This window comes from Methylocystis sp. (genome assembly GCF_051061285.1).
GTDB lineage: Bacteria > Pseudomonadota > Alphaproteobacteria > Rhizobiales > Beijerinckiaceae > Methylocystis.
On record NZ_JBPFEA010000028.1, the window covers coordinates 75,999 to 102,707 of the forward strand.

The window sequence follows — 26,709 nt, forward strand, 5'->3', positions numbered from 1 at the left end:
TCTATGATGGGCTACGCGCGGCGGCGCGGACCTCGGCGATCGCCGCAGGCGCGCCCGGGCGCTCGGGCTTGAACTGATGGGCTTGAAGATACGCCGTCACAAGCAGGACGAGTTCCCTTTCGAGGCGCGCCCTGAATTGGGCTGGCGCATGTTCTTTGAGCAAGGTTTGGACCGGTCCGACCAGGGCGCCAAGCGTGATCTTGGCAACCATGGCGGGATCGTCGAATCGGGTGTCCGGCGCGCTCGCCAGCATGGCGGCGACAGCCGCCTCTATGCGCGTGCGCATCCGAGCAGCCAGCACCGCGCCGCCCCGCTCTTCCGCAACGGCGTAGAGCGCCTTCGCTTCCTCGGGGTCGCGCAGCTTCGCAGCCAGGAAGGCGACAACGAAGGCTGAACCCATCTGCGAAAGTTGTTGGCCTCGATGTTCACGGCAGGCGCGCTCGACCGCGTCGGCAATGCCCTCCAGATGCTTTTCGAGGACGCCGGCGAGCAGCGCATCGCGGTTGGGATAATATTGATAGAGGCTTCCGACCGACATGCCCGCGCGCTCGGCGATACGGGTCGTCGTGCAGCGGCTCAGGCCCTCCTCGAGCAAAACCTGAATGGCCGCCAAGTGCAGCGTTTCGACGGTCGCCGCGGAGCGGACCTGAACCGGGGTTTTTCTGGGCTTTAAGGTCGTTGCGACGGCGTTCATGGAATGCGAATTCCGAAAGCGAAGGATTCTTCATATATTTGCGTGAGTGGCGCGAAACAAGGACCCACGCAATGACGACCACATTCACTTTCGGCGACCGCACCGTGAAACGGCTTGGCTACGGCGCGATGCAGCTCGCGGGACCTGGCGCCTTTGGTCCGCCGAAGGATCGTGACGCGGCGCTGGCCGTGTTGCGCGAAGCGGTGCGAGCCGGGGTAAACCATATCGACACCAGCGACTTCTATGGCCCGCATGTCACCAACCGGTTGATCCGCGAGGCGCTGCATCCCTATCCGGATGACCTCGTCATCGTCACAAAGATTGGCGCGCGGCGCGGCGCAGATGGCTCATGGCGGCCAGCCTTCTCGCGCGACGAACTCGCGCAAGCTGTGCATGACAATCTTCGTAATCTGGGTCTCGACGCGCTCGATGTGGTCAATCTGCGCGTCATGTTCAGCGCTCATGGCCCCGCGGAAGGTTCGATAGAAGCGCCGCTCGCCACGCTCGCGGAGCTTCAGCGGCAAGGGCTTATACGTCACATCGGCCTCAGCAACGTCACGCCCGCACAGATCGCGGAAGGTCGCGAGATCTGCAAAATTGTCTGCGTGCAGAACCACTATAACCTCGCGCACCGGGTCGACGACGCTCTCATCGACGAACTCGCCGGCGGCGGCGTCGCCTATGTGCCCTTCTTTCCGCTTGGCGGCTTCGCTCCGCTGCAATCCTCGACCCTATCCGATGTCGCGCGGAGCCTCGACGCCACGCCCATGCAGGTCGCTCTTGCCTGGCTGCTGCGTCGCGCGCCCAATATCCTGCCGATCCCCGGTACGACGTCGGTCGCGCATCTGCGGGAGAATCTCTCAGCGACCGAACTCGATCTGCCGGATGCGGCGATTGCTTTGCTCAACGGCGTTGCAGCAAACATCGGTTCGTCTGACTGAGCAGTCATCTCGGGCAATCTCCCCAAACGAGAAGAGGCATTTTTCGCTTGTCACGATCCGGCGGCTCTTGATCATTGACGCCGCGCCGGTCTGTGGCATGGCGTCCCTGAGCTGAAAAAATTCTTCGCGTTCGGCAGACGATTGGAGAGAGATCGATGTCAAAATTCTACGGCGCCGAGCACCGCAAGCTTCAGGACGAATTCGATACGCGCCGCCTCGCTGATTTAATGGAGGGCGGCGTCGTGCACGCCGAATTTGCTCCCCATGAGATCGAATTCATCCAGTCTCGCGACATGTTCTTTCTTTCGACGCTCGATCCCGCCGGCCGTCCGACGGTCTCCTATAAGGGCGGCGCTCCGGGCTTCGTTCGCGTCGTCGGTCAAAGCTCGCTCATTTTCCCGTGGTTCGACGGCAACGGCATGTTTTACTCGGCCGGAAATTTGGCGGAAACGAGCAAGGTCGGCCTGCTTTTCATCGATTTCGTCACGCCTAATCGGCTTCGTGTGCAAGGCGAGGCAAGTCTCATGCGCGAAGCGTCGCTGCTCGCTTCCTACCCAGGCGCGCTATTTGTCGTCGGCGTCGACGTCGAGAGCGTGTGGGTGAATTGTCCTCGTTACATTCATCGCCACCAGAAAATCGCCGAGTCCAAATATCTTCCCGCAGAAGGAGATGAAGCGCCGCTGCCGGGATGGAAGCGGATCGACATCGTTCAAGAGGCGCTTCCATCTTTTGATCGAGAGCGTGTTGCAGCCGCCGGCGGCGTCATCGACCAAGCCGCGTATGGGGATCTGCTCGCGAAGGGCGAGGCTTAACAGGCGCATCGCCTTTCGCCGGAAAATGCGGGGACAAGTCGTTGAGCGCTTGAGACGACTGCGGCGTGGCGGTCGGCGACGTCATAGTGACGCCAGCCATTTAGCCGGCCTCTCAAGCAAATTGGGGCAGTAGCCGAGCAAATTGGCTACGCTTGGTACGAATTCTATTGCTATTTGATGATCCCATCCTCGAGATTAATGATGCGATCCGCAATATCGAGTATTCTATAATCATGGGTGACGATCAGGATCGTCGTTCCATTCTGCTTGGCGAGATTTCTTAATATCTCGACGGCCTCATGGCCGCTATTCTTATCGAGAGACGCGGTCGGCTCATCCGCGAGCACGATCTTCGGTCTGGAAACCAAGGCGCGCGCGATCGAAACACGCTGGCGCTGTCCGCCAGACAGCTGGGAGGGCCGATATTCCAGACGCTCCCCTAGTCCGACCTGGGTCAGAATTTGATGCGCGAGCCCGACCCGTTCCTTTTCAGAGGAAACGTCGTGCAGCTCAAGCGCCATGCATACGTTCTCCGTGGCGGTCAGCGAGAGAAAGAGATTGTGCTGCTGAAAAATATACCCTGTCTGCCGCCGCACGGCGATCCGTTTGCTGGCTTCGCTTCGCACCAATTGCTCGCCCAGCACGACGACGCTTCCTGAGGAAGCAAGCCTCAGTCCTCCCAGGATGGTCAACAGCGTCGTTTTTCCGGAGCCCGAGGGGCCGGTTAGAATGACAATTTCCCCGACATCGATGGAAAGATGGATATCTATCAGGACTTGACGGCTCAACTCGCCGGAGCCGAATGCGAAGTTCAAACCTTTCACGTCGATCATGCTCATGAGAACATGTCCGCCGGATCCGTCGATTTCAGTTTGCGTATCGCCAGTAAGCCGGCAAAAGCGCACATCGTCAGTATAAAGAAGAACACAACGGCGATTCGATCGAGGCCCATGGGAAAGGGAATGAAAATGGAGCGTTCGGCGACTCTATAAAACACCATCGACAGCGCGACGCCCGGCAGAAATCCGAGCACCGCAAGATACACCGACGACGCAAAAACGATATTTCGTAAATAAGATTGGCTATAGCCCATCGCCACCAGCGTGGCGTATTGGGGAATGTTATTTCCAATATCCGTGAATAATATTTGGTAGACGATCACCATGCCAACGATCAGGCCCATCAACGTGCCGAAACCGAAAATGAAGCCGAGCGGCGCTGAATTCTCCCAGTAACCTTGCTCGAAGCGGACGAGCTCGTCATAGGTCAACACCCGCACTTCCTGCCCGATCAGTCGCAAGAGAGCGGCTTGCGCGGCGACGATGTCGGCACCCGGCGTCAGCATGATGAAGCCCAGATCAATCTGATCGAGCGATCGCGATGGAAAGATTCGATGGAAGTTGAGATCGCTCATCACCACATTGCCGTCGGCGGCGAAAGTGGTGCCCATGCTGAAGGTGCCGATGAGCTTCACTTTGCGGCCATTGATTTCGGTGACGTCGCGCCCGGAGGCGATCAACTCCTGTATCGGGCCAAACTCGGGGCGAGAGTTTACATCGAACAATGCCGTGTCCTGGCGCTGCAGCTCGGCTCTGAAACTCTCAAATTGGTCGATACGGATCAGTTCGGCGTTGGGATCGTAACCATAAATCATCAGCGTCCGCTGGACATGAGTGTCCATGTTCTTGAATTGGCCGAGCGACATGTAGAGAGGCACGACTCGGCGCACCTCCGGAAGGCCCAAGGCTCGCATCAGGGTGCTTCGTTCGTAGGAGACGGGACGCCATAGGGCTTCCGTCTGCTTGTGCAGTAAAAACAGCTGGCCCTGCATTTTCAGTGGCGCGGAAGCCGCGCTCGTATAGAGGGAATCTCGAAAGCCAAGCTGCATGAACACGAGGACGCAGGCGAATAGGACGCCCAAGGTGGCGGCAAGCAGTTTGGGCCTATCATAGACCAGCTGGCGCCAAGCCAGGCGAGCGGCGAAGAAGACCGGGCGCAGGCCGGTCATCGCTCTATGCGCACCTGAACCTGACGGAAAAGCTGGTGGCGAAGCTGTTCGATCCCCGGGCGCTCCAACGTCAATCGCACCTCGACGATCTTATTGTCCCGATCTGCGAGCGGATCAGTGTCGTTGACCCGATTTTTGCGCACGAGAAAAGCGATCTCACGCACCTTTGCCTGGTATGGCGCGCTGACCTCCGGAAGCTTCACAATCGCCTTCTGGCCGACTCTCACGCGCGGAATGTCCGTCTCGTAGACTTCGGCGACGACGTCAAGTTCGTTGAGATTCGCAATGTCGGCCACGCCGTCGGGACCGATGCGCTCGCCGGGCCGCGCGTTGATCTTGATGACGACGCCGTCGATCGGCGCGGTCGACACCGCCTGCGACAACTGCGCCTGTTTGAGCTCCAGATTGGCCTCGCTCTGCTGAATGCTCGCCGTCGCGACGTCGACATCCGCCTTGGCCTTTTTCAGGCGTAGTTCGACGCCATCAAGCGCGGAAAGGGTGGCGGAGCCGGACTTGTAGAGGCTCTTTTTGCGATCGCTGTCGCGCTGGGCGCTTTCCAGCTCTGCCTCGGCTGCAAGGAGACGCGCCTTGGCGGCGCTAATTTCGGCGGTGGCCAGCGCCACTTCCGCCTGGCGACGTCGCCGGTCCGTGAGCACCACGATCGGGGCGCCGGCCTTGATGAATTGGCCTTCCCGCACCAGTATTTCGCCGACGATGCCGCCGGTGACGGCGGCCTCGTTCGAGACACGGATGAGTCGAGAGCGAGGTTCGATCCGGCCGAGAGCGCCGACGCCAGGAAAATTTAGCGCCCGCGGCGTCTCCTTCATTTGTTTGGTCGGCGCTTCGTCCCCCACGAAATATTCGGCGCGGACGAAAAGCGCCACGCCGATGGCCAGCGCTGTGATCAGAACCCCTTGCAGGATCGATCGTATGGGAGTGCGCTTTTCCGGCGGACGGCCCGTCCGGCGCGCGCCCGCGCCCTCCGACACTCCGACTGCAAATCCGTGAGTCATTTTACCCGCCGCCATAATTCCGATTGACAGAGTATCGAGAGACATGCGGTCATTTTCAACATCCCGTTCGGTTGCACCTGCAAAGAGCCCGTGTAGCTCTTGCCCTCTTCGGGATCGTAAACGCGACCCCCGGTCCAAGCGCCATTTTCCGGCTTGAAATGGGTGAGGACCTGAATGCCGACCACCGGACGCGAGCGCAGCTTCGGGTCAGGATTGTGCGAATCGCGCGCTGCATCTCCCGCAGGATTCGCGAAAACATGCGCGACCGTCCCGCACATGTCGCCGCCGCAAGGCGCGATGCGCACATGCGCCTTTCCGCCCTCGGTCAGCCATACGCCCTGGACATCATTATCCGCGCGCGCGACGCCGCTTGAGGCGAAAATACCAAGAAGAACGAGCGACGCTAGGCGCATCCCGCATGTCCTTTAGGTGGGTTGGCTTTCTCCATGAGACGGACTCGTGACACGTCAGCCGCCCTCAGGCTCTCGGGATTCCGATTTCGGCAGGCCGAATTTGAAATTCGGCGGTCGCCGAGAACTATCAAGGCCCCGCCCGAACCGCGACGGCGCGTTCGCCATCATTGGGGCGCGGTGAGAGCGGGCGACGCCTCGAGCTTGCGCAGCTCCTGACGGCGATATTCGCTGGGCGTGATCCCGCAGGCGACCTTGAAGGCGCGGTTGAACGGACCCAGCGAGGAAAAACCGGCGTCGAGCGCAATGGTTAGGATCGGTACTTGCCGCTGGTCTGGATCCTCCAACGCCCGCTTAGCGTCCTCGATCCGATAGCCGTTCAGATAGGCGTTGAAGTTACGGTAGCCGAGATGCTGGTTGATCAGCCGTCGCAATCGATACTCCTGAACGTTCATTTTTTGTGCGAGCGCGGCGATGACCAGGCCGTCCTCGCGATAGACGCGCTCCTGCGTCATCAACTGATCGAGACGGGCCGCAAGTCTTGTGTAATCCGCGTCGGGCGCGGGAGCAGCGTCGGTCGTCGGCCGTCGCCGCGCAAAGGCGCCGAACTCGCCGATGCGAAGGAGTTCATAGGAAAGGAGCACCACGAGCAGCGCGATCCCCGCGATGTTCACGACGACCCAGGGTCGAAGACCCGGCGTCCAACCGTAAATGCTGTCGGCGATCGTCACCACAAAGGCGTAAGCCGCGATGGAGCCGACGAAAATTGGCCGGGCGCGGCGTCGCGCCTCCACCAGATCATCCGCCCGGCGGACCCAAACCCTCCGCAAGGCGTCGCCCGCGAAGGCGAAAGCGCTGATCTGGCAAATCAGAAAGCTCGCGTCCGACCAGAGTTCGCCAAAACCTGGGAACACAAATTCATGCAGGATCGTTAGTGTGACGACGAAGCATGCGACGCCGTATTCGCGCCAGCCGGGCCTGAAGTCGTCGTCATACCACGCGCGTGAAAACATCCAGAAGAGCGGCATCGCGGCGGCGGCCAGCGGGAATGCCGCAAATCGCAGGAAGGAGAGGTCGCCCAAATCGCCGGGGAACGAAGCCGCGAGATAAGCGATGACGGAGGCGATGAAGGCGATCCCGTATCCGACGGCTGGCGTTTGGCGGAATTCACGGACGAAAGCCGAAAGAACGACCAAGAGTCCGCCTATGGCGACGCCACGGAAGAAGATATCCAGTTCCGCTAAGGTCATGCGCAGCGTATCCCTCGCGATGATTTCAGCAAGAGACACAAAAATTTCACGCGGAAGCAACCCTTCGAGCGCCTGAGCGCACGCTTTTCCCGGTCGCCGTCAGCGTTCTCCAAGAACCCCTGTCGCGAAAATTGCAGTCCATCCCTTTGATTGCTGGGGTCAAGCGCAACGCCCCGCGCAGCGCGTCGAACTTTGATGCGCCGCCGTCGAACAGGCCGGAAAGTCTCCGGGCTGGCGGCGCGCCTGTCGACATGCGACCTCGTGCGCCTGCGCCGCCAAACCGGGTCCGCCCTTACGCCAACAGCATTCGGTCAATCACGTCACGAAGAAGCCGTCCCGTTTGAGTTCATCCAGGCTGAGGCTGAAGGCGTCGGCGATCAAATCAAGATCTTCCCGGCTATGCGCCGCGCTGATCATCATCGTGTGCATCTCAGGCATGTATACGCCGTGCTTGCGCATATAATAGGCCAGTCCGACGTTGGCTTTGAGATTACTCGACATTTTCTGGCGATAATATTTCGACGGCTTGTAATAGAACGCCATGCCAAAAATCGAATGCTTTGCCTTGAGCTGAAGCTGGACGCCCTTCTCGGCCGCAATCGCGCGCAAGTTGTCGGCAAGATAGGCTGTGGCGGCGTCGAGATCGTCATAAATTTCGGGATGGTCCCGCAAATAGGTCAGGGCGCCGATGCCGGCGGCGCAGGACATCGAATTGCCGCTCATCGTGCCGCCGATAAAGACGCGATGTTCGAAATCCGTGAACGGATCGCCCGTCGTCTTGGCGTAGCCGATGAGCCGCTCTTTACCGACCATCGCGCCGCAGGGCAGGCCGCCGCCGATGATCTTGCCAAGACAGGTGATGTCGGGTTCGACCCCGATGAGCCGCTGCACGCCTCCATAGGTGGCGCGAAATCCGCTGACGACCTCGTCGAACACGAGTGGGACCCCGGTCGAGTCGCAAATTGAGCGGAGCTCCTGAAGAAACGGCGTGTCGTAGCCGCCGGTGACGGTCGGCATTGGCTCGCAGATCACGCAGGCCAGCGTGTCCGCCTTGGCCCTCAATTCTTCCAGCGCCTTTGGGTGGGCATATTGAAGAACCAGGACGTCGTCGACATTCGCGGTGTGGCATCCTGGACTGCCGTGGATCGGCTCCGGCGTCTCGATCGGACCCCGAAAGCGAAAATAGGAGCTGACCATGCCGGAATCAGAATATCCGTGATAGTGGCCCTCGAATTTGGCGATCACATTTCGCTTCCGGTGGGCGCGACAAATGCGAATGGCCTGCATGACGGCTTCGGTTCCGGAATTGGAAAAAACCGCCCGTTCGGCAGAGGGAAAGGCGTCCAGCAGGATTTCCGCAAGCTCCAGCTCGGGCAAGTTGCCGACAGCGTTGACCCAGCCGGCCCGAACAGATTTTTCGAGGCTCTCGACGATGCTCGGGTGGGCATATCCGAGCACATGCGGACCGTAACCGGCCGAAAGATCGACATAGCTGTTTCCGTCGACGTCGACGACGCGGCTTCCTTTCGCTTCCTTGACAAAAAGCGGATAGCCGCTGGGCACGAAATAGCGATCGAGATGGGTGGGCGCGACAAGCGTCTTGCTTGCGCGCTCGGCGAGCGCGACGCTTTGAGGCGTGGTCTGCTTGAAATGCGCTTCGAATATCTCCTTCACGGCGTCGCTCATGTAAGGCGAAAACCGGTCGTTGAATCGTCGCGCATTGTCCCAGATGTCGATGTGCGGGTCGATCTTGTCGGCTGTTCCCTCACATGAGAGAAATATGAGTTCGATCTTGGCGAACTGGGTGGAATACTTCGCGCCGTGACGGTTCAGTACGCGGCTGCAGTCTCTAAAAAATTCATATGTCGACCACTTGCCGGTGCGCTCATGATAATGAAACTTGAAGACATCGATCATGGAGCGCTCGTAGCTCTCCCAATCCGAGTAAATATTTCCTTTCTTGGACACGAATGCGCGCGTGAACCTTTCGACGGCGATCTCCCATTCCTGGCGGATGCAAGCGCAAAAATAGGCGGATAGCGCCCACTTCTCCTCTTCATTCAGCTTGGCGACAATTCCGAAATCAACCAGGATCACGTCGCCGCTTTTCGAAAAGAACATGTTGCCCGGATGCGGGTCGGCGTGACAGATGCCTTCATGGTAGAGCATCGTGTAAATCGCATCCTGCACGCGCCGAGCGACCTGTTGTCTCGGCAAGCTACAGGCGGCAATATCCTTGATGTGAAGTCCCTCGACGAACTCCATGACCAAGATGTCGTCTCGACATAGGTCGGGATATAAACGCGGAATCTTGATATAGGGATGGCCCTGAAACGCGTCGTAAATGGCCTGCTGGTTCCTCCGCTCTTCGTCCATATCGACCTGAACCGACAGCAGCTTGGCTATTTCATCGAACCGCTCCGGCAGGTCGAGGAAGCGCACAGGCTTCATCGCCTTGTGGATCAGCCCCAAGGAAAAGCCGACGATTCGAAGGTTGTCCCGCAGCGACTCGACGACCCCGTGCTTGACGATTTTTACGGCCACCCGTTCACCCGTGCGCAGGCGCGCTTCGTGAACCTGAGCGATCGAGCCGCTCGCAATCGGGTCGGCGGTGAAGTCTAAAAGAGTCTCGCTCCAATCGGGGCCATAGGCTCGGAGTAGAATTTTCTGCAAAGCCTTGTTCGACATCCCCGGCACGTCGTCCTGCAATGTCGACAGAACGTCCTGCATGTCGCCGGGCAACATGTCGGAGCGGGTCGCCAGGACCTGACCCACCTTGATGTATAAGGGACCCATGCGAATGAGATAGGCGCGTATCCACTCCGCAACGATCCTTGATCGACGCTGGCTGTCTGAGAAACGGGTCGCGATGAAGCAACCGACGCCATAGGCCCCGGAGTTGATGACGATGGCGGGCAGTGTCGTGAGCATCCTCATGAACTCCTTCAGTAGACGAAGGAGTATGCCGAAAACGACATGCCTGCACTGGCGACGACCGCGGCAAGCAGGTCTCCACGCGCGACGCGTTGTTCTTCGATCGCGAAGGCCATAGCCGCCGGCACCGAGCAGGAAACGAGATTGCCGCAACGCGGATAAACGTTGGACACCAGATGCCGCAGGCTGAACATGTCGGCGAGGTCGTCGCCCGCCTTTTGCGACGCCGCGTGAGGGAAAATCGCGCGGAGCTTGTCCAAAGGCGGATTGAGGTCTTGAAACACCTGGATGAGCTCGGGGCCCGCCGCCTCGAATAACTCGTAGCCGTAAGACGTAAACCGGTTGCCGTTCTTCCCGATGCGCTCAGTCTGATTGCAATAGCCCTGGAAGCCATTGACGGGAATCGTGCACAGATCGGCGAGATCGGGCCGAGAGCGGAACTTGAACTTCCACTCGTTCGTCGGATCGGCTGAAAGGATGGTCGCCGTGGCCGCCTCGCCGATCGTGTATGTCGGGAACGTCCAGGTCAACTCTCCCTCGTGCCGCAGGGCGAAATTGCCAAGTCGATTGCCGGTGACGCTGAACTCGGCATTGACGATCATCGCACGCTTGCTGCTTCCCGACTGCAGAAAGTGATATATGATCTGGGCGCCCCGCGACCAGCTGTTGCAGGCGTCCAGCACATCGAAGCAATGCGCATTCTTGAAGCCCAGCGCATGCGCCACGAGATAAGCGCCGGCCGGCTCGATGAATCCGCGTCCGACGCCAACATAGACGAGCGTATCAATATCATCTTTGGTGCATTTCGCTTCTTCCAGCGCGGCGTCGATGGCGCCGGTCAAGACGCTCAACGGCGTTTCGCTTTCCTCCAGCGTGTAACGCGTCTGCGCGCCGCTGTAGGTCAGCCAGCTCTCGATCCTCTTTATCGCCGCGTCGAGATCTCCGTCATACGTCGCTTCGCTGCTTTCACGGACAATCTGAAGGACGTCTTCATTCGACAGCTTGCGCGACGGCAAGGCCGCCTTCACGGCATCAATGCGCATTTCTTATGTTCCTCGAGCTCAGTAGGTGCAGATCTGATAACCGGACCGGTCAGTTGCTTCAGCTTAAACGCTTGAGCAAATCTCGACCGAGCGACGCGACCGTTCGTCCCTTCATGAGCTCCATGAGAGAAACTTCGACGCCCAGCGTCGCCTTGACGGCGACCTGCAATTCCACAGCCATCAAAGAGTCGATGCCCATGTCTGACAATTGAGCGTCTATGTCGATGCGTTCGCAGGGAATGCGAAGAGTCTCTCCGACGACGCGACGAACAATGCTGACAATGTGCTCGCCGCGCTGTTCCGGCTCGATCTGCGCCAGTTCAGCGCGCACCCGGTCGATGACGCTGTCGGATTCGTCGCGGGCCTCATTGACGAGAGGCGCGAAGCGGGGAGCCGAACTCGCCGGATGGGTGGACGCCCACTTGGCCCAGTCGACATCGACATAGGCGAATTGCGCCGTTCCCTGAAGGAGAGGCGCTTCCATATCTTCGAGCGCTTCCGTGGAGGAAATTGGCTGGATGCCTGCCCGTGCGAGGTGCTGCGCAACCATCTTGTCGCGCGTGAGCATTCCGACGTCGCCAATCGCGCCCCAATTGACGCTTTGACCCGGAAGGCCGAGCGTCTGGCGGTGGTGCGCGAGCATGTCAAGGAAGACGTTGGCCGCGACGTAGTTTCCTTGCCCAGGGTTGCCGATGAGCGCCGAAATGGACGAAAAACACAGGAAGAAGTCCAGCGGCGCGTTACGGGTCATACGGTGCAGGTTCCAAGCGCCGACCGCCTTGGGGCGATAGACCGCGTCGAACCGTTCGTCGGTGAGTCCAGAAAGTACGGCGTCGTCCAATACGGCCGCCGAATGCACCACGCCGCGCAGCGGCGGAAGCTCCCTGTCGATCCGCGCCATCATGGCTTCCACGTCGGCTTCGACGCTGACGTCGGCGGCGACGCTCATGACGTTGACCCCTTGCGCTTCGAGCGCCGTCACCGCGCGTCGCGCCTCGCTGGAGGCGGCGGCGCCGCTGCGGCTCACGAGGACCAGATTCTCCGCCCCTTGCTGCGCCAACCAACGCGCGGCGTTCAGGCCGAAGCCGCTGAAGCCGCCGGTCACCATGTAGGTGGCTTTCGGCTGAATCAGCTTTTTCTCGACTTCCTCCGGCACGACTTCGACGCGCGCCGGGTTGCTGAAGGACAGGACAATTTTACCCGTCTGCTTTGATTGCGCCATGAACCGGAACGCGTCCGCGGCCTCGTGCAGCGGGAAGACGGTCACAGGCGTGGGGCGGAGATCGCCGTGCTCGAACCGGTCCCAGATTTGGGCGAGAAGTTCCCGAATCGCACTCGGCTGCTCGGCCATGAGTCGATCGAGATCAATCGCTGCAAACAGGAGATTCTTGTTGAAGGGCAGCAGCGGCAGGCGCGCGTTCTCGACGATGTCGCGCTTGCCGATCTCCACGAACCGTCCGAAGGGAGCCGTCACCTCCAAGCTTTTGACCAACGTCTCTCCCGCGATAGAGTTGAGGACGACGTCAACGCCCCGGCCGCCCGTCGATTTCAAAACGCCGTCGGCGAATTCGAGGCTACGCGAGTCGAAGACCTGCTCCACGCCCAGCGTGCGCAGATAGTCGCGTTTCGCCTCGCTTCCCGACGTGACGAAGATACGTGCGCCGATCGATTTCGCGACCTGGATCGCCGCAAGCCCCACGCCGCCGGCGGCGGCGTGAATGAGCACGGTTTCGCCAGCCTTCAGCCGTGCGATGTCATGCAAGGCGTAATAGGCCGTCATGAAGATGACGGGAACGCTGGCGGCCTCATCAAACGTCAAGGATGAAGGCTTGCGCATGGCGAGCAGGCGATCGGCGGGAACGCGCACATGGGAGCTGAAGGAGCCTTTGAAGGAGCCCATCAACTCGTCGCCGACCTTATAGGCCGTCACCCCTTCGCCGACGGCGGTGACGACGCCCGCCGCCTCCATGCCGAGTTCGGCGCCGTGATAGGAGCCCTCCAGAGCCTTGGCGGGCAACATGCCAAGGACCTTCAGCACGTCCTTGAAGTTGAGCGCCGCGGCCTTGATCTCGACTTCGATTTCGCCCGCGGCGGGAGCGATCCGAGCGGTCTCCTCGAAGCGCAGGCTCTCCAGGCGGTTCTCGGTCCCGCGCGACAAGCGGAAGGCCTGTACGGAGGTGGCGGAGACGGTGCGCGTCTCGACCTCGTCATCCTCCTGGCGGAGGGCGGCCGCCGGAACGAGCCGCTGCACACGCCGCTCATCACCCCGCAACGCGACCTCGGTTTCGGGATCGTCGCTGAGGATTTGCCGAGCGAGGAGACCGCGATTCCCGTCAAGGGGATCGACGTCGACGGCAGTGCATTTCAAATTGGGATTTTCGCCGGCGATGGTGCGCGCCAGACCGATCAGCGCGGCGTGCGCCATATTCACCGTCTGCGAACCTGGCAAGGGCTGCGCGAGCGACGTCACGACGAAGAGTCTGGGGGAATCGTCGCCCGCGTCCTGGCCTTCGAGCGCTTGCGCAAGGCGGAGGAGGCGCTTGGCTTCGCCAAGATCGCTCACGGCATCGTCCGCGCTCGGCTTTGATTGTCCCATAAAGACGATGGCGCGAAGCCGCGGGCTTTCGTCGATAAGCTTGCGCGCGGCGATGACGTCTGTAAGCGACTGCGCGTCCAAGGTCCGGACTTTGGCTCCGTTTTCTTCAAGCGCGGCTGCGAGTTCTTTCGAAGCGTCCGGATTTGCTGCGAAGAGCAGGCAGTCTCCGACCCGTTGATCGGTTTCGCTGAGCGGTTTGACCTCCCATGCGAGCCCGTAGGATCGGCTTTCGAGCCGCTCCTCTGGCGTGAGTTTTTTCGTGTGGAGCGCCTTGCATCTGATGCCGCGGATTTCCGCCGCGATGCTGCCGTCCGCGCGATAGAGAATGAGGTCGCCTTCGAACCCGTCCGAGGACTGATCGGTCACGCGTCCGTGCGCCCAAAGCGGGCCGCCGCTTCCAGCGTGAAAGACCACTCGACTCACGCCAGCCGGCAGATAGGTCGATTCCTGGAGCTTGCCCTGGCTGATCGCGCCCACAAGCGTTTGAATGGCGCCGTCAAGGAGGGCGGGATGAAGCCGATAGGCCTCAAGCTCCTCAGAAGGTCCTTGAATGACCTCCAGCTCCGCCAGTATCTCCGCGCCGTTTCGCATCAGATTGCGAACAGTGCGGAAATGCGGGCCATAGGCCAGCCCGTACGCAGCCAAGCGATCATAAAGTTCGCCGACGTCGACCGACTCCCGTATTCTCTCCTTCACCTCCGCCAACGACTCGGCTCCGGTGCGAGGCGGCGGCAAGGCGAGCACTCGGCCCATCGCGTGCAGCGTCCAAGAGTCGGTTTCGTCGTCCGTCTGGCCGTAGATATGGAACTCCCTCGAGCTCCGATCGAAGGTCGCCCGAACAATCGGATCTTTGAGCGTCGGGAAGACGAGCGGTCTAAGGAATGACAGATCTTCGAGCGTGTAACTGGCCTGTCCGCCGTCAAGCAGCGACGCCATCGCCAGACCCTGCTCAATATAGCCGGCGGCCGGAAAGACGATCGCTCCCTCGATGACATGATCGGCCAGATAGGAGATCGATGGCCTACCGAGATCATGCTCCCAGCTCGGCGTGGGCGACGACACCCGACTTCCCAACAGGGGGTGCTCCGTGCGGCCAAGTCGGTCGAGCGCGCCTGCGCTCGTCTCGTTCCAATAATATTCCCGCTGCCAGGGATACAAAGGCAGCTTCACGAAGCGCGCACCGACGGGAGAAAGCGCGCGCCAGTTCACGTCATAACCGTTTACATAAAGCGCGCCGAGTGCGGCGAGCGCCGTCGCGCGCTCGGGATGCTCACGGCGTAAGGTGGCGATCGAAACGCCGCCCGCTTCGCTGGTGCGCAGAACTTCCTTGATTGACGTCGAGAGCACAGGATGCGGGCCGACCTCAACGAAGCCGCTCAGTCCGTCGGCCACCATGGCGACCATCGCGTCGGCGAACAGCACAGGCTTCCGCATATTGGAGCACCAATATTCCGCGTCCAAGTCGGGGCCTTCGACGCGCCGACCGGTCACGGTGGAATAGAGCGGCGTGTGAGGAGTTTGCGGGCGAAGCCCGTGTAGGGACTTCCGTAGCTCCGGCTTCAGCTCCTCCATCTGGGGGCTGTGATACGCGACCTCGACATCGAGGAATCGATTGAATATCTCATCCTTGGCGAGCTGCTCCGCGATTGACGCCAGCGCTTCGCCGTCGCCAGCCAGCGTGACCGTTGAAACGCTATTGATCGCGGCGATCGAAACCGTGTCCGGACAGGACTCCAGAATGCGTTCGGCCTGCTCTCGATTGAGGCCGGTGGCCAGCATGCGCCCCTTGCCGGCAGCCAGCTGCTGAAGCCGGCTGCGATGATAAGAGACGGCGACGGCGTCCTCGAGGCTGAGCGCCCCCGAGATATAGGCGGCGCTCACCTCGCCGACGCTGTGTCCGACCACCGCCGCCGGATAGACGCCCCAGGAACGGAGAAGTTCGGCCAAGGCGACCTGCACGACGAAATTCGCTGGTTGCGCGATACGCGTCTCTTTGACCCGTGAGCGGCTTTTGTCCTCGCGCATTTCCTCCAGAATGGAGAAGCCGGCGAGGGGGCGGAAGATCTTGTCGATCTCCTCCGCCGCCTTGCGGAAGACCGGTTCGTTCTCGAGCAGTTGCCGGCCCATGCCCCACCACTGGGGCCCCATGCCGGTAAACACGAAAACGGGTCGCGATTCCGCGCGCCGTAGCGCCTTGCCCTGAATGACGTGGTCGCTGTAGCCATGTGCGGCGAACTGCTCGAGCTCCGTCGCCATTTCGGCGGCCGAAGCGGCAACGACGCTCAATCGGCATTCGTGGGCGGAGCGTCGAATTCGCGCCGAATGGCAAATGTCCTCAAGCGCCGCACGTCTGCCGCGCGAGAGCATCTGCGCATAGGAGCGGGCGAGAGCGGTCAAAACTTTGGGATCGCGGCCAGAAAGGGTGAGGATCTGCTCTCCCGCCGATCCATCCTTTTTTTCCTCCAACGGCGGCTTCTCCGCGCGCTGAAGCACCACATGCGCATTGGTGCCGCCGAAGCCGAAGGAGTTGACCCCGCAATAAACATCGCGATCCTTCTGTGAAAGCGGCTCGAGGCTTGTCGGCAAGCGAATGCCGAGTTCCCGGAAGGGAATCTTCGGGTTGGGATTTTGCAGATTGGCTTGCGGAGGCACAGCCCCTCGGTCGAGACAGAGCGCCGCCTTGATAAGTCCGGCGACGCCCGCCGCCGCTTCGAGATGACCGATCGTCGATTTCGCCGAACCGATCAGACAGGCGTCGTCAGCGTCGCGTCCGGCGCCAATGGTGCGTCCAAGAACGCCGGCTTCGATGGGATCGCCCACCGGCGTCCCCGTGCCATGCGCCTCGACGTAGCACACGTCGCTGAATGGCACGCCGCTTTGCGCGTAGACACGTCGAATCAGCGCCTCCTGCGCCACCGCGCTTGGCATTGTGATGCCGTCGGTGCGCCCGTCCTGGTTGACGCCCGTGCCGCGTATCGTCGCGTAGACATGATCGCCGTCTCGCAGGGCGGCGGCATAGGGCTTAAGCAGGACCACCCCGGCGCCTTCGCCGCGCGCATAGCCATTGGCGCGTTCGTCGAAACTCTTGCAATAGCCGTCCGGCGCCAAGAAGTGGCCCTTGCCCATGATCATCGGATACTCGGGCCGCAACATGACGTTGACGCCGCCTGCCAGCGCCATGGAAACGTGGCCACGCCAAAGATCCTGGCAGGCGAGATGCACGGCCACGAGTGACGAGGAGCAGGCCGTGTCAACCGAAAGGCTTGGGCCGCGGAAGTCGAAAAAATAGGAAAGCCGATTCGACAGCAGCGTCATCAGCGCGCCGGTGCCCGAATGGATGCTGATATTCTCCCGATTATGCGGGCTCAGCTGATCGAGCATGCTGTCGAGCGTGAAGCCGCCAATATAGACGCCTGTTTCGGTGCCCGCGAGCGTTTCCGGAACGACGCCAGCGTCCTCCAGCGATTCCCAGGCCACCTCCATGAGCAGTCGCTGCTGCGGGTCTACATGGACCGCCTCCCGCGGCGATATATTGAAGAACGCAGCGTCAAAGCGATGGACCGCCTCGTCGAGAAAGCCACCTTTGCGGGTGTAGATCTTGTTCGGTTTATCGGGGTTGTCGTTGAAGAATCGATCCATGCTCCAGCGGTCTTCCGGAACGTCGCGAATAGCGGGGCGGCCGGAGACAAGGAGGCTCCAATAGGCGTCCGGGCTATCGGCTCCTCCAGGGAAGCGGCACCCCACTCCGATGATCGCGATCGGCTCCAACTCTCCGACCTCGTCGCCGCGAAATCCCGATGCCTGAAGATTCAGATTGCGTTCGTCCATGGCATGACTCTTGCTGAATATATATTGTTGGGGATCATGCGTTACTCAACGCACAAGCGAGGCGCTATCTCAAACCAAAATATTATTCTTTGTTAGGCACATCAAATACTTAGGGGGTCAACAGATGTCCTTGAGCGGAATGCGGTTGACACGTAATTGTAACAATTGGCGTCATGGGGCATCCGTGCTTCTCCGATTGAACTGATAATAGGCTGCTTCGACCATAATTTTCTTGGCCCAGGTTGCACTGCAGCATATTCGCTATTCGATACCACAGATCAAGTCAACATGTATTTACTTAGGTTCCTACGCCAACTGCCCGACGAATGTTAAGACAGTAATAAACACAGCCCCTTGCTAAATTTTGTGCAACTATCACTTTAACATAGTAGATGCAAATGGTAGACTGCAGCCGACAGGCTTGGGGCGACGAGCGAGCGATTTGGGACGATTGCGCCCTTCCGGGCGTCAAGTCGGGTGATGCGTCGATTCATTTCAGCGCCTTGTATGGCGACCCGAGATTAGCAAGGCGTTGCTCAAGCTCATTCGACCAAACGAACAACTTACAAGCTGTGTCATTGATTTTGTTAGCGGTCACCACAAGGGTTATCCAGGAACTCCGGCCGATGAGTCCGCGTTGAACTCTGGAAGCGAGGTCGCCAAGATTTTTTCATCCTGGTGAAATACATGATATTATGTATTATGTCGTAATTAATATATATATTATTTATTTAATCACAGCACTAAAAATATGGTGTTTTGTTACTTCATCGATTTTGGATGAGATGATGCGGATCATATTAAGTTTTTATCTAAACTCCATTTAAGCTACCCCCGGCCAAACATGAACTAAAACCATGTTTACGGGACTTATGAAGCGTGGAATTTGAAAAGCGACTTGTTGCTCGACGGTGCTGGCGGTTACCATCATCGCGCCAACGGCATGAAGGATATCTGACGGCGGTGGCGTTGGCTGCTTATCAGGATTGCCGGCCATGACAAGGACCACCAAATCACTTGGCCGAGACGCGGCAGATAAATCTGCATGGTCTCGGTTCGAGCGCGCCGTAGACGCGGCTGTCAAGGGCGGACCGAAACACAAGATTGCGTCACCACCATCCGGGAGCAAAAAAGCGCGCCCCGCGAGCAAGGGGCGCGTCCATAAGGGAAAGACGAAGGCGTGAGGCTCTATTTTCAGTTCCCGTAGGATGTTGCGCAACGCCAAGCTGGCTGTCGGGGCGCGCCTGCCTCTGGCTTGCGCATTTTGGCGACGCATCCGTTTCCGATTTACCCATCGCTTCGCAATGTCGTGTCGCGATCGATCAGCGAGAGAAGCGCCTTCTTAGGCGCAGGCTCTTTGAAGGCGCGGTTATTCGCCTTCCCGGCGACGAAGGTTTCGTCCGCTCAACTGGCGAGTTCGGGGCCGCCGAACGGCGTAGCGGCGTTATCGCGGACGCTCTCGCGAATGCGATGGCAGAGAAACCAGACCGTCTTATACGGGCGGTCGATCATGCGGCTGATTTGAAGGGCGGATACGCCCTTCTTTGACGACATCATGAGGAAGGTGACGGCGAGCCAAGTATGCAGCGGCACTTTCGAGCGCTCATAGAGCGTCCCGACTGTGACCGTGAACGGCTGGCGGCAAGCGTTGCACTGATAGAGGCCGGCGCGGGTGGTCTTGCCTTGCATCAGCGTAGCGCGGTTCTCTTCCTTGCAATGCGGACAAACCGGGCCGTTCGGCCAAACCCGCGCCTCCACCCACTCGCGAGCCGCGGTTTCGTCATGAAAGATCGGGTTGGAAAGATCGGCGGCCAAGTCGACTGCTCCTTATGCTGGAGCAATACAACATAACGACGTTACTACGTCAAAGTGATAGTTCGCCGTTTGGCGCGGAATTACCGGGAAGCTGCGCCCTGCCTTCTCCCGGTCAGAAAAAAGGCTTCCATGGCGCCCTTGCCCTTGATTTCGAGGCCGTCACGCGGCGCCAAAATGAAGTCCCTGCACAGATGCTCATAGGTCGATCGTGAAACCTGGATGCGGCCTGGCAGGCTGTTCGACTCCAGCCGGCTCGCGATGTTCACCGCGTCGCCCCAGATATCGTAAATGAACTTGTGCGCGCCGATCACGCCCGCAACGACGTCGCCGGAGTTCATGCCCATCCTGATCTCGAGCGGCGCAGGCAATGTCTCGTTGAGAATGTCCAGGGTTTCGGCCATAGCCAACGCCATGTCCGCGACGGCGTGCGCGTGATCGTCGCGATTGTCGAAGAGCCCACAGGCGACCATGTAGGCGTCGCCAATCGTCTTGATCTTCTCGACGCCAAATTTGAGCGCGAGCCCGTCAAAGGCCGAGAAAACGCATCCCAACACGCCAACAAGTTCGGGAGCCGGCAGCCTGGAGGAGAGCTCGGTGAAGCCGACGAAATCCGCAAACAGAATCGTGACGTCGTTGACATGATCCGCGATGACCGTTTCGCCGCTCTTCAGGCGCGCGACAATCGGCGCCGGAAGAATATTGAGGAGAAGCTGCTCGGAGCGCTCCTTTTCGATGCACAACGCTTCGAGCGCCTCGCGCTCTCGGTCCCGTAGATGCTTTTTCTCCAGTGACGATCCGATGCGCGCGCGAAGAAGCACCGGATCGAAAGGTTTCGCGAGATAATCGTCGGCGCCCGCTTCGATGCATCTGACGATGGAGTCGATCTCGTTCAAGGCCGATATCACGATGACGGGAATGTCTCTCAAGTCAGGATCAGACTTGAGGATCGAAAGAACATCGAACCCGCTGATATCCGGCATCAGCAGATCGAGCAAGATGAGATCAAAGGGCGCCTGCCTCAACGCTTGCAGCGAGCAATACCCATTTTCCGCCAGCGCGACGGAGTGGCCCTGTCGTTCCAGACGGCGCTTCAGGAGCTCGCGATTGGACGCGTTGTCGTCGACCACGAGGATGCGACTTGGCAATACGGCGACTCTGTCGGCTTCGCCTTCTGAGATCGGCTGGACGGAGACGACGAAGCGATGTGCGACCATGGCGGAGACCGGTTCCGCGCCGACCTCGGCGTTCTTCGCGGGCGCCTCGGTTTCGGGGAGGGAAAAACTCACCAGGCCATCGATGCGCTCAAGCAGGCGCGACGCCTCCTCTAAAAGCCGATTGAGGTCCGAGACCAGCGCCCGCGCGTCGTCGACGCCCGCTGCGTCTTCGCGCAGCATTTCGCCATATCCCTTGATGGCGTTGATGGGCGTGCGCAGATTGTGCCGCAAGTCGCGACGATAGTCCTCGGAATCCTCGCTTGGCCCTCGCGTCGGCGCGCGGGACCGACTGACGAGTGACGCGATGAAATCAATCAGCGAACGGCTGGCGGCGTGAATTTTCTCAAGGTCGTCACGAAATTCCCCGTGACCGTTCCTTTCGGCCTCGTCCAGCAAAATTTCGGCATAGCCCGCAATCGCCTCGGCAGGCGCGCTCAGCTCTTGCTGCACATAAGCAAGCAGCGCGCGATCGCTCCTGTCGGCGGACGGCCGGAAGTCATGCGACGTCATCTTATTTTTCCAGAAAGCTGGAATGCGCCAACGCCCGCCGTCCAAGATGCGTGACTCGTATTTCTCATAAATGTTTCAACCGGTGGGGTCGCCAGAGTTCGCTCTGCAACGACGGCTATAAGAAAGCAGCCGCGCATCGCTGGCGACAGCTTCGAGACGACAATCGATCAGACGACGCTAAGCGCCAGATTCAATCAGGGCCGTGATCTTGCCCAGAAGACGCGTGATCTCGACGGGCTTCGTGTCATAGTCGTCGCAGCCTGCTTCGATCGCCTTCTCCCGGTCCCCCGCCATTGCATGGGCGGTGAGGGCGATGACCGGAATTTTGCGCGTCGCTTCGTTTTCTCTGACCCGGCGGGCCGCCTCCCAGCCATCGATGACCGGCAGGCTCATGTCCATCAGGATGAGATCGGGCGATTCGGCGGCGGCCATCTCGACGCCCTGCTGGCCATCTATGGCGATCACGACTTCATAGCCATTGCGCCTGAGGCGCCGCGACAGCATATCCCGGTTCATCTCATTATCTTCGACAAGCAAAATCTTCACCACCGACCCCGTCTCCGATGTCAATGCGCTTGGACGGCGTCCGCCGCGCTGGGATTGAGGCACTGACGCATAATCGTCACCAGCTCCTCAAGATAGTCATGGTCCTTTGTGATGATGTCAGCCCTAAATTCTTTCAGCTTGCAAATATCCTCTTCGCTGAGATCTTTCGCCGTGACGATAATGACCGGCAAATGGTCATAGGCGCGGCGCTTACGCAATTCCCGCAAGAAACCGAAGCCATCGAGATTTGGCATCATCAGGTCGAGAAGGATAAGGTCCGGCGCCGGGTTCTCAGCGATCCAGTCGAGCCCGTCCCGCCCGTTGATCGCGGCTTCGGCCGTGTAGCCGGCGCCCGAAACGCAGCGGCGAAGGAGCTCGCGCGTCGCGGAGTCGTCCTCGATGATGAGCACCGTCGTGTCGCTCGAGGCCCCGCAATATTGCGCCATCAGGGCCGTCAGGCGCTGACGGTCGATGGGCTTTGTCAAAAGCTCCGCCGCGCCGAGCGGAATCGCCAGCGCGCGCTCGTTGAGAATCGTCACCATGATCACGGGGATATTCCGCAGCTCGTCATCCTCCTTGAGCTGCCTCAGCACGCTCCAGCCGTCGAGCTGGGGCATCATCACATCGAGCGTGATCGCATTCGGCCTGTGCTGTCTCGCCAGGGCCAGCGCCTCCAGCCCGTGACGGGCGGCGACGACGTGATAGCCCTTGTTCTCCAAAGTTCGTGTGAGCAGGTCGCGCGCCGTCGCGTCGTCGTCGACGACCAGTATCGTCGGGAGAGACCGGGACGACGTCGGCTCGGCCGGTTTTTTCGCCGCGAGGGGCTCCTGCCGGTCCGGAAGCCTGATCGTGAAGGTCGAGCCTGCGCCCAGCGTGCTCTCAACGGAGATATCGCCGCCGAGCGCCGCGCAAAAATGCCTGGTGATCGCGAGCCCCAGCCCCGTCCCTCCGAAGCGCTTCGTGGTCGAGGCGTCCGCCTGGGTGAAGGCCTGGAAGAGGCGGGCAAGCTGCTCCTGCGTCATGCCCAGCCCCGTGTCCGACACGCGGAAAACCACGGAAGCGTCGGCGTCCCGCTCGACGGTCAGAGTGACTTTTCCCTGGCTCGTGAACTTGTTCGCGTTGCTCATGAGATTGAGCAGGCACTGCTTGACCTTCGTTTCGTCGGACAGAAAGCCGCGCACGTCGTCCGGGCAGCAAAGCTCAAGCGTATTGCCGTTCTTGTCGGCGAGGGGCTGAACGATCGAAAGGACCTCATTCACGAGAGGCCTGATCTCCACCCTCTCGATGAAGACCTCCATCTTTCCGGCTTCGATTTTGGAAAGATCGAGAATATCGTTGATCAGGCCAAGCAGGTGCCGGCCCGCGCTCTCGATCCGCTTCAGGTCCTCGATCGGCTCTGGGTCGCCGTTGTCGAGCGCGTTCTCCTGAAGCATTTCGCTATAGCCGATGATGGCGTTGAGCGGCGTGCGCAGCTCATGGCTCATGTTCGCCAGAAAGGCGCTTTTCGTCTTGCTGGCTTCTTCGGCCGCCACGCGCGCGACTGACAATTCCTCGTTCGCGAGCTGAAGTTCGCGCGTGCGCGCCCGGATCTTGTCCTCCATGGAGTCGTAAAGTCCGCGCAGCTCCACGGTCATGGAGCGGATCGCCGTCAGCAGGAGCCCCGTTTCATCACGGCTGCCAATCTCGAAATTTGCGTCGAGGTCCCCCGCGGCGACCCTTTCGGCGACGCCGACAGCGGTCTTGATCGGCTTGGTGATCGTGCGCGCGACGCCCATGGCCAAAGCGATGATCGGCGGAATCATGAAGAACAGCAGCCAGAGCGTTGCCGCTTTTTGCGCGCTGGTGAGCGCGAAGGCCTCCTTCGTGCTCTGCTGTACGACCATGCCCCAGCGAAACGAGGGAACGTAGGTCCACGAGGCGACGACGGGCCTGTTCTCGAGGTCATCGAAGAGGCCCGAGCCGTGGACGCCGGCGAGCGCCCGAGCGAGCGCGGGAAAAGCGCCGCCATCGAGCGGCGTTTTGATGCTGAACGCCTTGGAAGCGTCGTGCCGCAGCGGATTGACCACGACCATTTGGCCCTGATCCAAGCGGGCGGCGACCAGCACCTCTCCCGTCTCGCCGAGACCCGTATAGTCATTGATAAGGCTGTAAAGCTCCTGATTATCGAGCTGGAAGACGACGACGCCGATCTCGACGCCGTTGTCCAGAACGGGCCCCGCAATAAAGGCGGCAGGCTCTTTCAGCCCCGGGTAGATCTGAAACGCCGAGATTTCGGCCTGCAGCAATGTGCGCGCCCGATTAATCGTGTCCGAAAGCTCCGTTCCCTTGAGCGGTCCGCCGAGCGAATTTGCGTTGAACAGGGCAGCGCCAGATTGCTCAAAAAGCGTGACGCCTGCGGGGGAGACAATCGCGCAGTCGACATAGTTGAACGTGTCGGAAAGACGCTTGAGCGTCGGGCCGTGTTTCGCGACGGCCTGGCGATAGGAGTCCGAGTCTCTCCCACTCGTCCTTATGGCTTCGGAAAATTCCCGGGTGGCCTCGCCAATCGTGGCGCTGTGCATCAGAGACTCGACGCTTCTGATTTTTTCAAGCGTCAGAGTCTCCAGCTCCTCCACTTTCTTCTTGGCGACAACCTGCAGCGACGTCTGAATCGCCTGCTCGAGAGACTCTCGCGAAATATCATAGGTTCGCCAGGCGAGGAGGCCGCAGGAGACGATATTGATCGCAAGGAACCAGAAGATGATCTTGGCGCCGATGGAGCGCCCCAGAAAATCGGGCCAGGGAAGCTTCATGGATCAGTCCGCCTCTGTCGGATTCGCCCATCTGCCGCCCCATCTGTTGTACAGCGCGGTCAGAAATTCCGCCCACTCGGATTTTGTGCGGGTCGGCGGATAGGGCACGGGCCGGATCGGGCGATCGATCGTCCAGACAAGCTCGATCCGGCCGTCGGTTTGAATTTTACCGACAGAGAATGAGCGCCAGGTATGCTGCGTGTAAGGATCAACCGACACCAGACCTTCGGGCGCGTCGAGGGTCTCGGTCAGCATGGTGCGCTTGACCCTCTGAACGTCGAAGGATTGCGCTTCCTGGACCGCTTTTCCCCATAAGATGACGCTGAAGTATGAGGTCGCAATAACGTCGCCCGTCACACGGTTGGCGCCATATCTTTCACGAAAGGCGCGAACGAACCGCTCGTTCTCCGGCTTCTTGATCGCCTCGAAATAGCTCCAGGCGCTGTAATGGCCTTGGAGGCTCGCAATCGGCAGGCTGCGAAGCTCCTCCTCGCCGATGCTGACGGAGACAACGGGCAATTTGTCAGCGGAAAGCCCAGCGTCGGTCAGCGCCTGATAGAACGCCCTGTTTGAATCGCCCACCACCGAACTGATTATAACGTCCGGCTGCGCCATCTGGATTTTTTGGACCGCCCTGGAGACGTTGGAGCTTCCGAAGAAAATATAATCTTCGCCCACAAGCTCCGCGCCAAGCGCGCGGATCGTGTCCTTCATGATTTCATTGATGCTGTGCGGCCAAACATAATCCGAGCCGATCAGATAGAATTTTTTGCCAATATGATCGAGGCTCCATTTGATCGCCGGAATGACCTGCTGATTGGGCGCCGCACCCGTGTAGATAATGTTGGGAGACTGTTCGAGCCCCTCATAGGCCATGGGATAGACCAAGAGCTGACCATATTTTTCGATGATGGGCGCGACCGTCTTACGGCTGGCGGAGGTCCAGCATCCGAAGATCACGGATACGTTTTCCTGGGAGATCAGGCGCTCGGCCTCTTTCGCGAAGGTCGGCCAATCGGATTTGCCGTCGGCGATGATCGGCTGAATCTTGCGTCCCAGTAAGCCGCCCTTCGCATTGATCTCCTCAATCGCCAGCAGCTCCGCGTCGACCATTGAATTTTCGCTGATCGCCATCGGCCCAGAGCGCGAATGCAGGATGCCGACTTTGATCGGCAAGCTTTCCGCCCTGAAAAAGAACATCGTCGCGGCGAATGCGGTCGCGGCGGCGACAGCGACCGCGATAAAGCCTTTCCACGCGCTGCGAGTATCGAGGGCCATTGGCCGTATCCTGCTTCCGAGTTTGTTAAGATCGAAACTGGACGTCGTTTTACTCGATCGCCGCCTCGCCTTCCAGGCGCGCGCCGTCAAGGTGCAGTTAATTGTATGAATGCATAGGCGATGATTTTGATCGTGGCGGTGTAGTAGGGCGAGAGCAAGCTGGTCGCGAAGCGCGCTTTTCATAGCGCGGTAGCGAGCGAGGGCTCGCGGTGGTCATGGACGAAACGCCGGCAAGATCGAGTGGCGACACGCCAACGCAATCAAGGAGCCGCCGATGACCGACGAGATGATGACGCTTCGCGAACGCGTGGAGAGCCGCAGCGGAATGTTCCTGCGACTGACGCGCTCGCCGTCGTCGGCGCGCGTTCAACATACAGCGCGGCTCTGCGCGCCTCCGCCTCGCTCTGCTGCGCATCACGCTGCTTATGTTCTCACGTCTTGGCCGTCGCCGTCGCCACTCCTGCGGCGACAAGAACGCCGCCACTGGCGCGCTTCGTCCAGACCGCAACATCAGAGCGGGAGAGCAATGATCGTGCTGCGGAAGCCGCCAGTGCGTAGCCTGCGTCTGTGGCGGCCACGATTAAGCAGAATGTCACCGTTAGCACCGCCGCTTGCAACGCATAACTGCCGTTCGCATCGATGAACTGGGGCACGAAGGATACGTAAAAGATGATGGTCTTGGGGTGAAGGACGCCGACGGCGACATTCCCAAGAAATGCGGTGCGTGGAGAGATTGCGTCGATCTTTAGTTCTGCTGATGTGGCCCGGCTGGTTTTGAAGAACGTGTAGAGGCCTAGAACGATCAGATATAACGCGCCAACCCACTTTAGCGCCGAGAACGCTAGCGCCGAGGCGGCGAGTAGCGCGCCAACGCCGACAAGCGATAACGTCATCGCAATCGCGTTACCCACCGTCATGCCAGCGACGGAGGCCAGCGCCGTCTTGCGGCCCGAGCCGAGCGCGTAACCGACGATCGCGGCGACGCCCGGTCCCGGGATCAACCCCATGACGGCAGACGCGGCGGC

At 60.1% G+C, this 26,709-nt stretch carries 18 protein-coding genes; 3 read left to right on the forward strand and 15 right to left on the reverse strand.

The window, feature by feature from the left end:
- Position 1: 1 nt before the first annotated feature.
- On the reverse strand, positions 2-694 hold the full coding sequence (locus ACR65T_RS09855; protein WP_434496312.1) for a TetR/AcrR family transcriptional regulator: 693 nt from the start codon (positions 692-694) through the stop codon (positions 2-4).
- Between the two features lie 71 nt (positions 695-765).
- Between ACR65T_RS09855 and ACR65T_RS09860 the strand changes: the two genes are divergently transcribed.
- Positions 766-1,635, forward strand: coding sequence for an aldo/keto reductase family oxidoreductase (locus ACR65T_RS09860; protein ID WP_434496313.1), 870 nt, complete (start codon positions 766-768; stop codon positions 1,633-1,635).
- 155 nt (positions 1,636-1,790) lie between these two features.
- The gene (locus ACR65T_RS09865; protein WP_434496314.1) at positions 1,791-2,447 is read left to right on the forward strand and encodes a pyridoxamine 5'-phosphate oxidase family protein; all 657 of its coding nucleotides are present in this window, start codon (positions 1,791-1,793) and stop codon (positions 2,445-2,447) included.
- A gap of 170 nt (positions 2,448-2,617) precedes the next feature.
- Here ACR65T_RS09865 and ACR65T_RS09870 read toward each other — a convergent pair whose 3' ends face one another.
- From ACR65T_RS09870 to ACR65T_RS09930, 13 genes are all read right to left on the reverse strand, one after another.
- Positions 2,618-3,286 (reverse strand): ATP-binding cassette domain-containing protein, encoded by a 669-nt coding sequence (locus ACR65T_RS09870; RefSeq protein WP_434496315.1) that lies wholly within the window; start codon positions 3,284-3,286, stop codon positions 2,618-2,620.
- Complete coding sequence (gene devC / locus ACR65T_RS09875) at positions 3,283-4,455, reverse strand: ABC transporter permease DevC (RefSeq protein ID WP_434496316.1); 1,173 nt, start codon at positions 4,453-4,455, stop codon at positions 3,283-3,285. Before devC ends, ACR65T_RS09870 begins: the two co-directional genes overlap by 4 nt.
- Positions 4,452-5,468: an HlyD family efflux transporter periplasmic adaptor subunit gene (locus ACR65T_RS09880; RefSeq protein ID WP_434496317.1), complete on the reverse strand. Its 1,017-nt coding sequence runs from the start codon at positions 5,466-5,468 to the stop codon at positions 4,452-4,454. Before ACR65T_RS09880 ends, devC begins: the two co-directional genes overlap by 4 nt.
- Positions 5,465-5,881, reverse strand: coding sequence for a DUF2147 domain-containing protein (locus ACR65T_RS09885; protein ID WP_434496318.1), 417 nt, complete (start codon positions 5,879-5,881; stop codon positions 5,465-5,467). The genes ACR65T_RS09880 and ACR65T_RS09885 overlap by 4 nt, the downstream gene beginning before the upstream one ends.
- A gap of 164 nt (positions 5,882-6,045) precedes the next feature.
- Complete coding sequence (locus ACR65T_RS09890) at positions 6,046-7,128, reverse strand: helix-turn-helix transcriptional regulator (RefSeq protein ID WP_434496319.1); 1,083 nt, start codon at positions 7,126-7,128, stop codon at positions 6,046-6,048.
- Between the two features lie 315 nt (positions 7,129-7,443).
- Positions 7,444-10,059: an aminotransferase class III-fold pyridoxal phosphate-dependent enzyme gene (locus tag ACR65T_RS09895; protein WP_434496320.1), complete on the reverse strand. Its 2,616-nt coding sequence runs from the start codon at positions 10,057-10,059 to the stop codon at positions 7,444-7,446.
- Positions 10,060-10,073: 14 nt separating this feature from the next.
- Positions 10,074-11,105 carry a 3-oxoacyl-[acyl-carrier-protein] synthase III C-terminal domain-containing protein gene (locus tag ACR65T_RS09900; protein ID WP_196399518.1) on the reverse strand — a complete coding sequence of 344 codons (1,032 nt, stop codon included), beginning with the start codon at positions 11,103-11,105 and terminating at the stop codon, positions 10,074-10,076.
- A 58-nt stretch (positions 11,106-11,163) separates the two neighbouring features.
- On the reverse strand, positions 11,164-17,529 hold the full coding sequence (locus ACR65T_RS09905; protein WP_434496321.1) for an SDR family NAD(P)-dependent oxidoreductase: 6,366 nt from the start codon (positions 17,527-17,529) through the stop codon (positions 11,164-11,166).
- Between the two features lie 1,404 nt (positions 17,530-18,933).
- Positions 18,934-19,344, reverse strand: a complete 411-nt coding sequence (locus tag ACR65T_RS09910) for a transposase (protein WP_434496322.1) — start codon at positions 19,342-19,344, stop codon at positions 18,934-18,936.
- Positions 19,345-19,424: 80 nt separating this feature from the next.
- Positions 19,425-21,068 carry an adenylate/guanylate cyclase domain-containing protein gene (locus tag ACR65T_RS09915; protein ID WP_434496323.1) on the reverse strand — a complete coding sequence of 548 codons (1,644 nt, stop codon included), beginning with the start codon at positions 21,066-21,068 and terminating at the stop codon, positions 19,425-19,427.
- A gap of 177 nt (positions 21,069-21,245) precedes the next feature.
- The gene (locus tag ACR65T_RS09920; protein ID WP_175094698.1) at positions 21,246-21,617 is read right to left on the reverse strand and encodes a response regulator; all 372 of its coding nucleotides are present in this window, start codon (positions 21,615-21,617) and stop codon (positions 21,246-21,248) included.
- Positions 21,618-21,634: 17 nt separating this feature from the next.
- Positions 21,635-24,406: a response regulator gene (locus tag ACR65T_RS09925; protein WP_434496324.1), complete on the reverse strand. Its 2,772-nt coding sequence runs from the start codon at positions 24,404-24,406 to the stop codon at positions 21,635-21,637.
- Between the two features lie 3 nt (positions 24,407-24,409).
- Positions 24,410-25,582, reverse strand: a complete 1,173-nt coding sequence (locus ACR65T_RS09930; protein WP_434496325.1) for an urea ABC transporter substrate-binding protein — start codon at positions 25,580-25,582, stop codon at positions 24,410-24,412.
- Here ACR65T_RS09930 and ACR65T_RS09935 point away from each other — a divergent pair.
- Positions 25,572-25,793, forward strand: coding sequence for a hypothetical protein (locus ACR65T_RS09935; RefSeq protein WP_434496326.1), 222 nt, complete (start codon positions 25,572-25,574; stop codon positions 25,791-25,793). The two genes, ACR65T_RS09930 and ACR65T_RS09935, sit on opposite strands and share 11 nt — an antisense overlap.
- Before the next feature lie 322 nt (positions 25,794-26,115).
- Here the strand turns inward: ACR65T_RS09935 and ACR65T_RS09940 are convergent, their stop codons facing one another.
- A complete protein-coding gene (locus tag ACR65T_RS09940) occupies positions 26,116-26,691 on the reverse strand; it encodes a LysE family translocator (RefSeq protein WP_434496327.1) in 576 nt (191 codons plus the stop codon).
- Between the last annotated feature and the right edge of the window lie 18 nt (positions 26,692-26,709).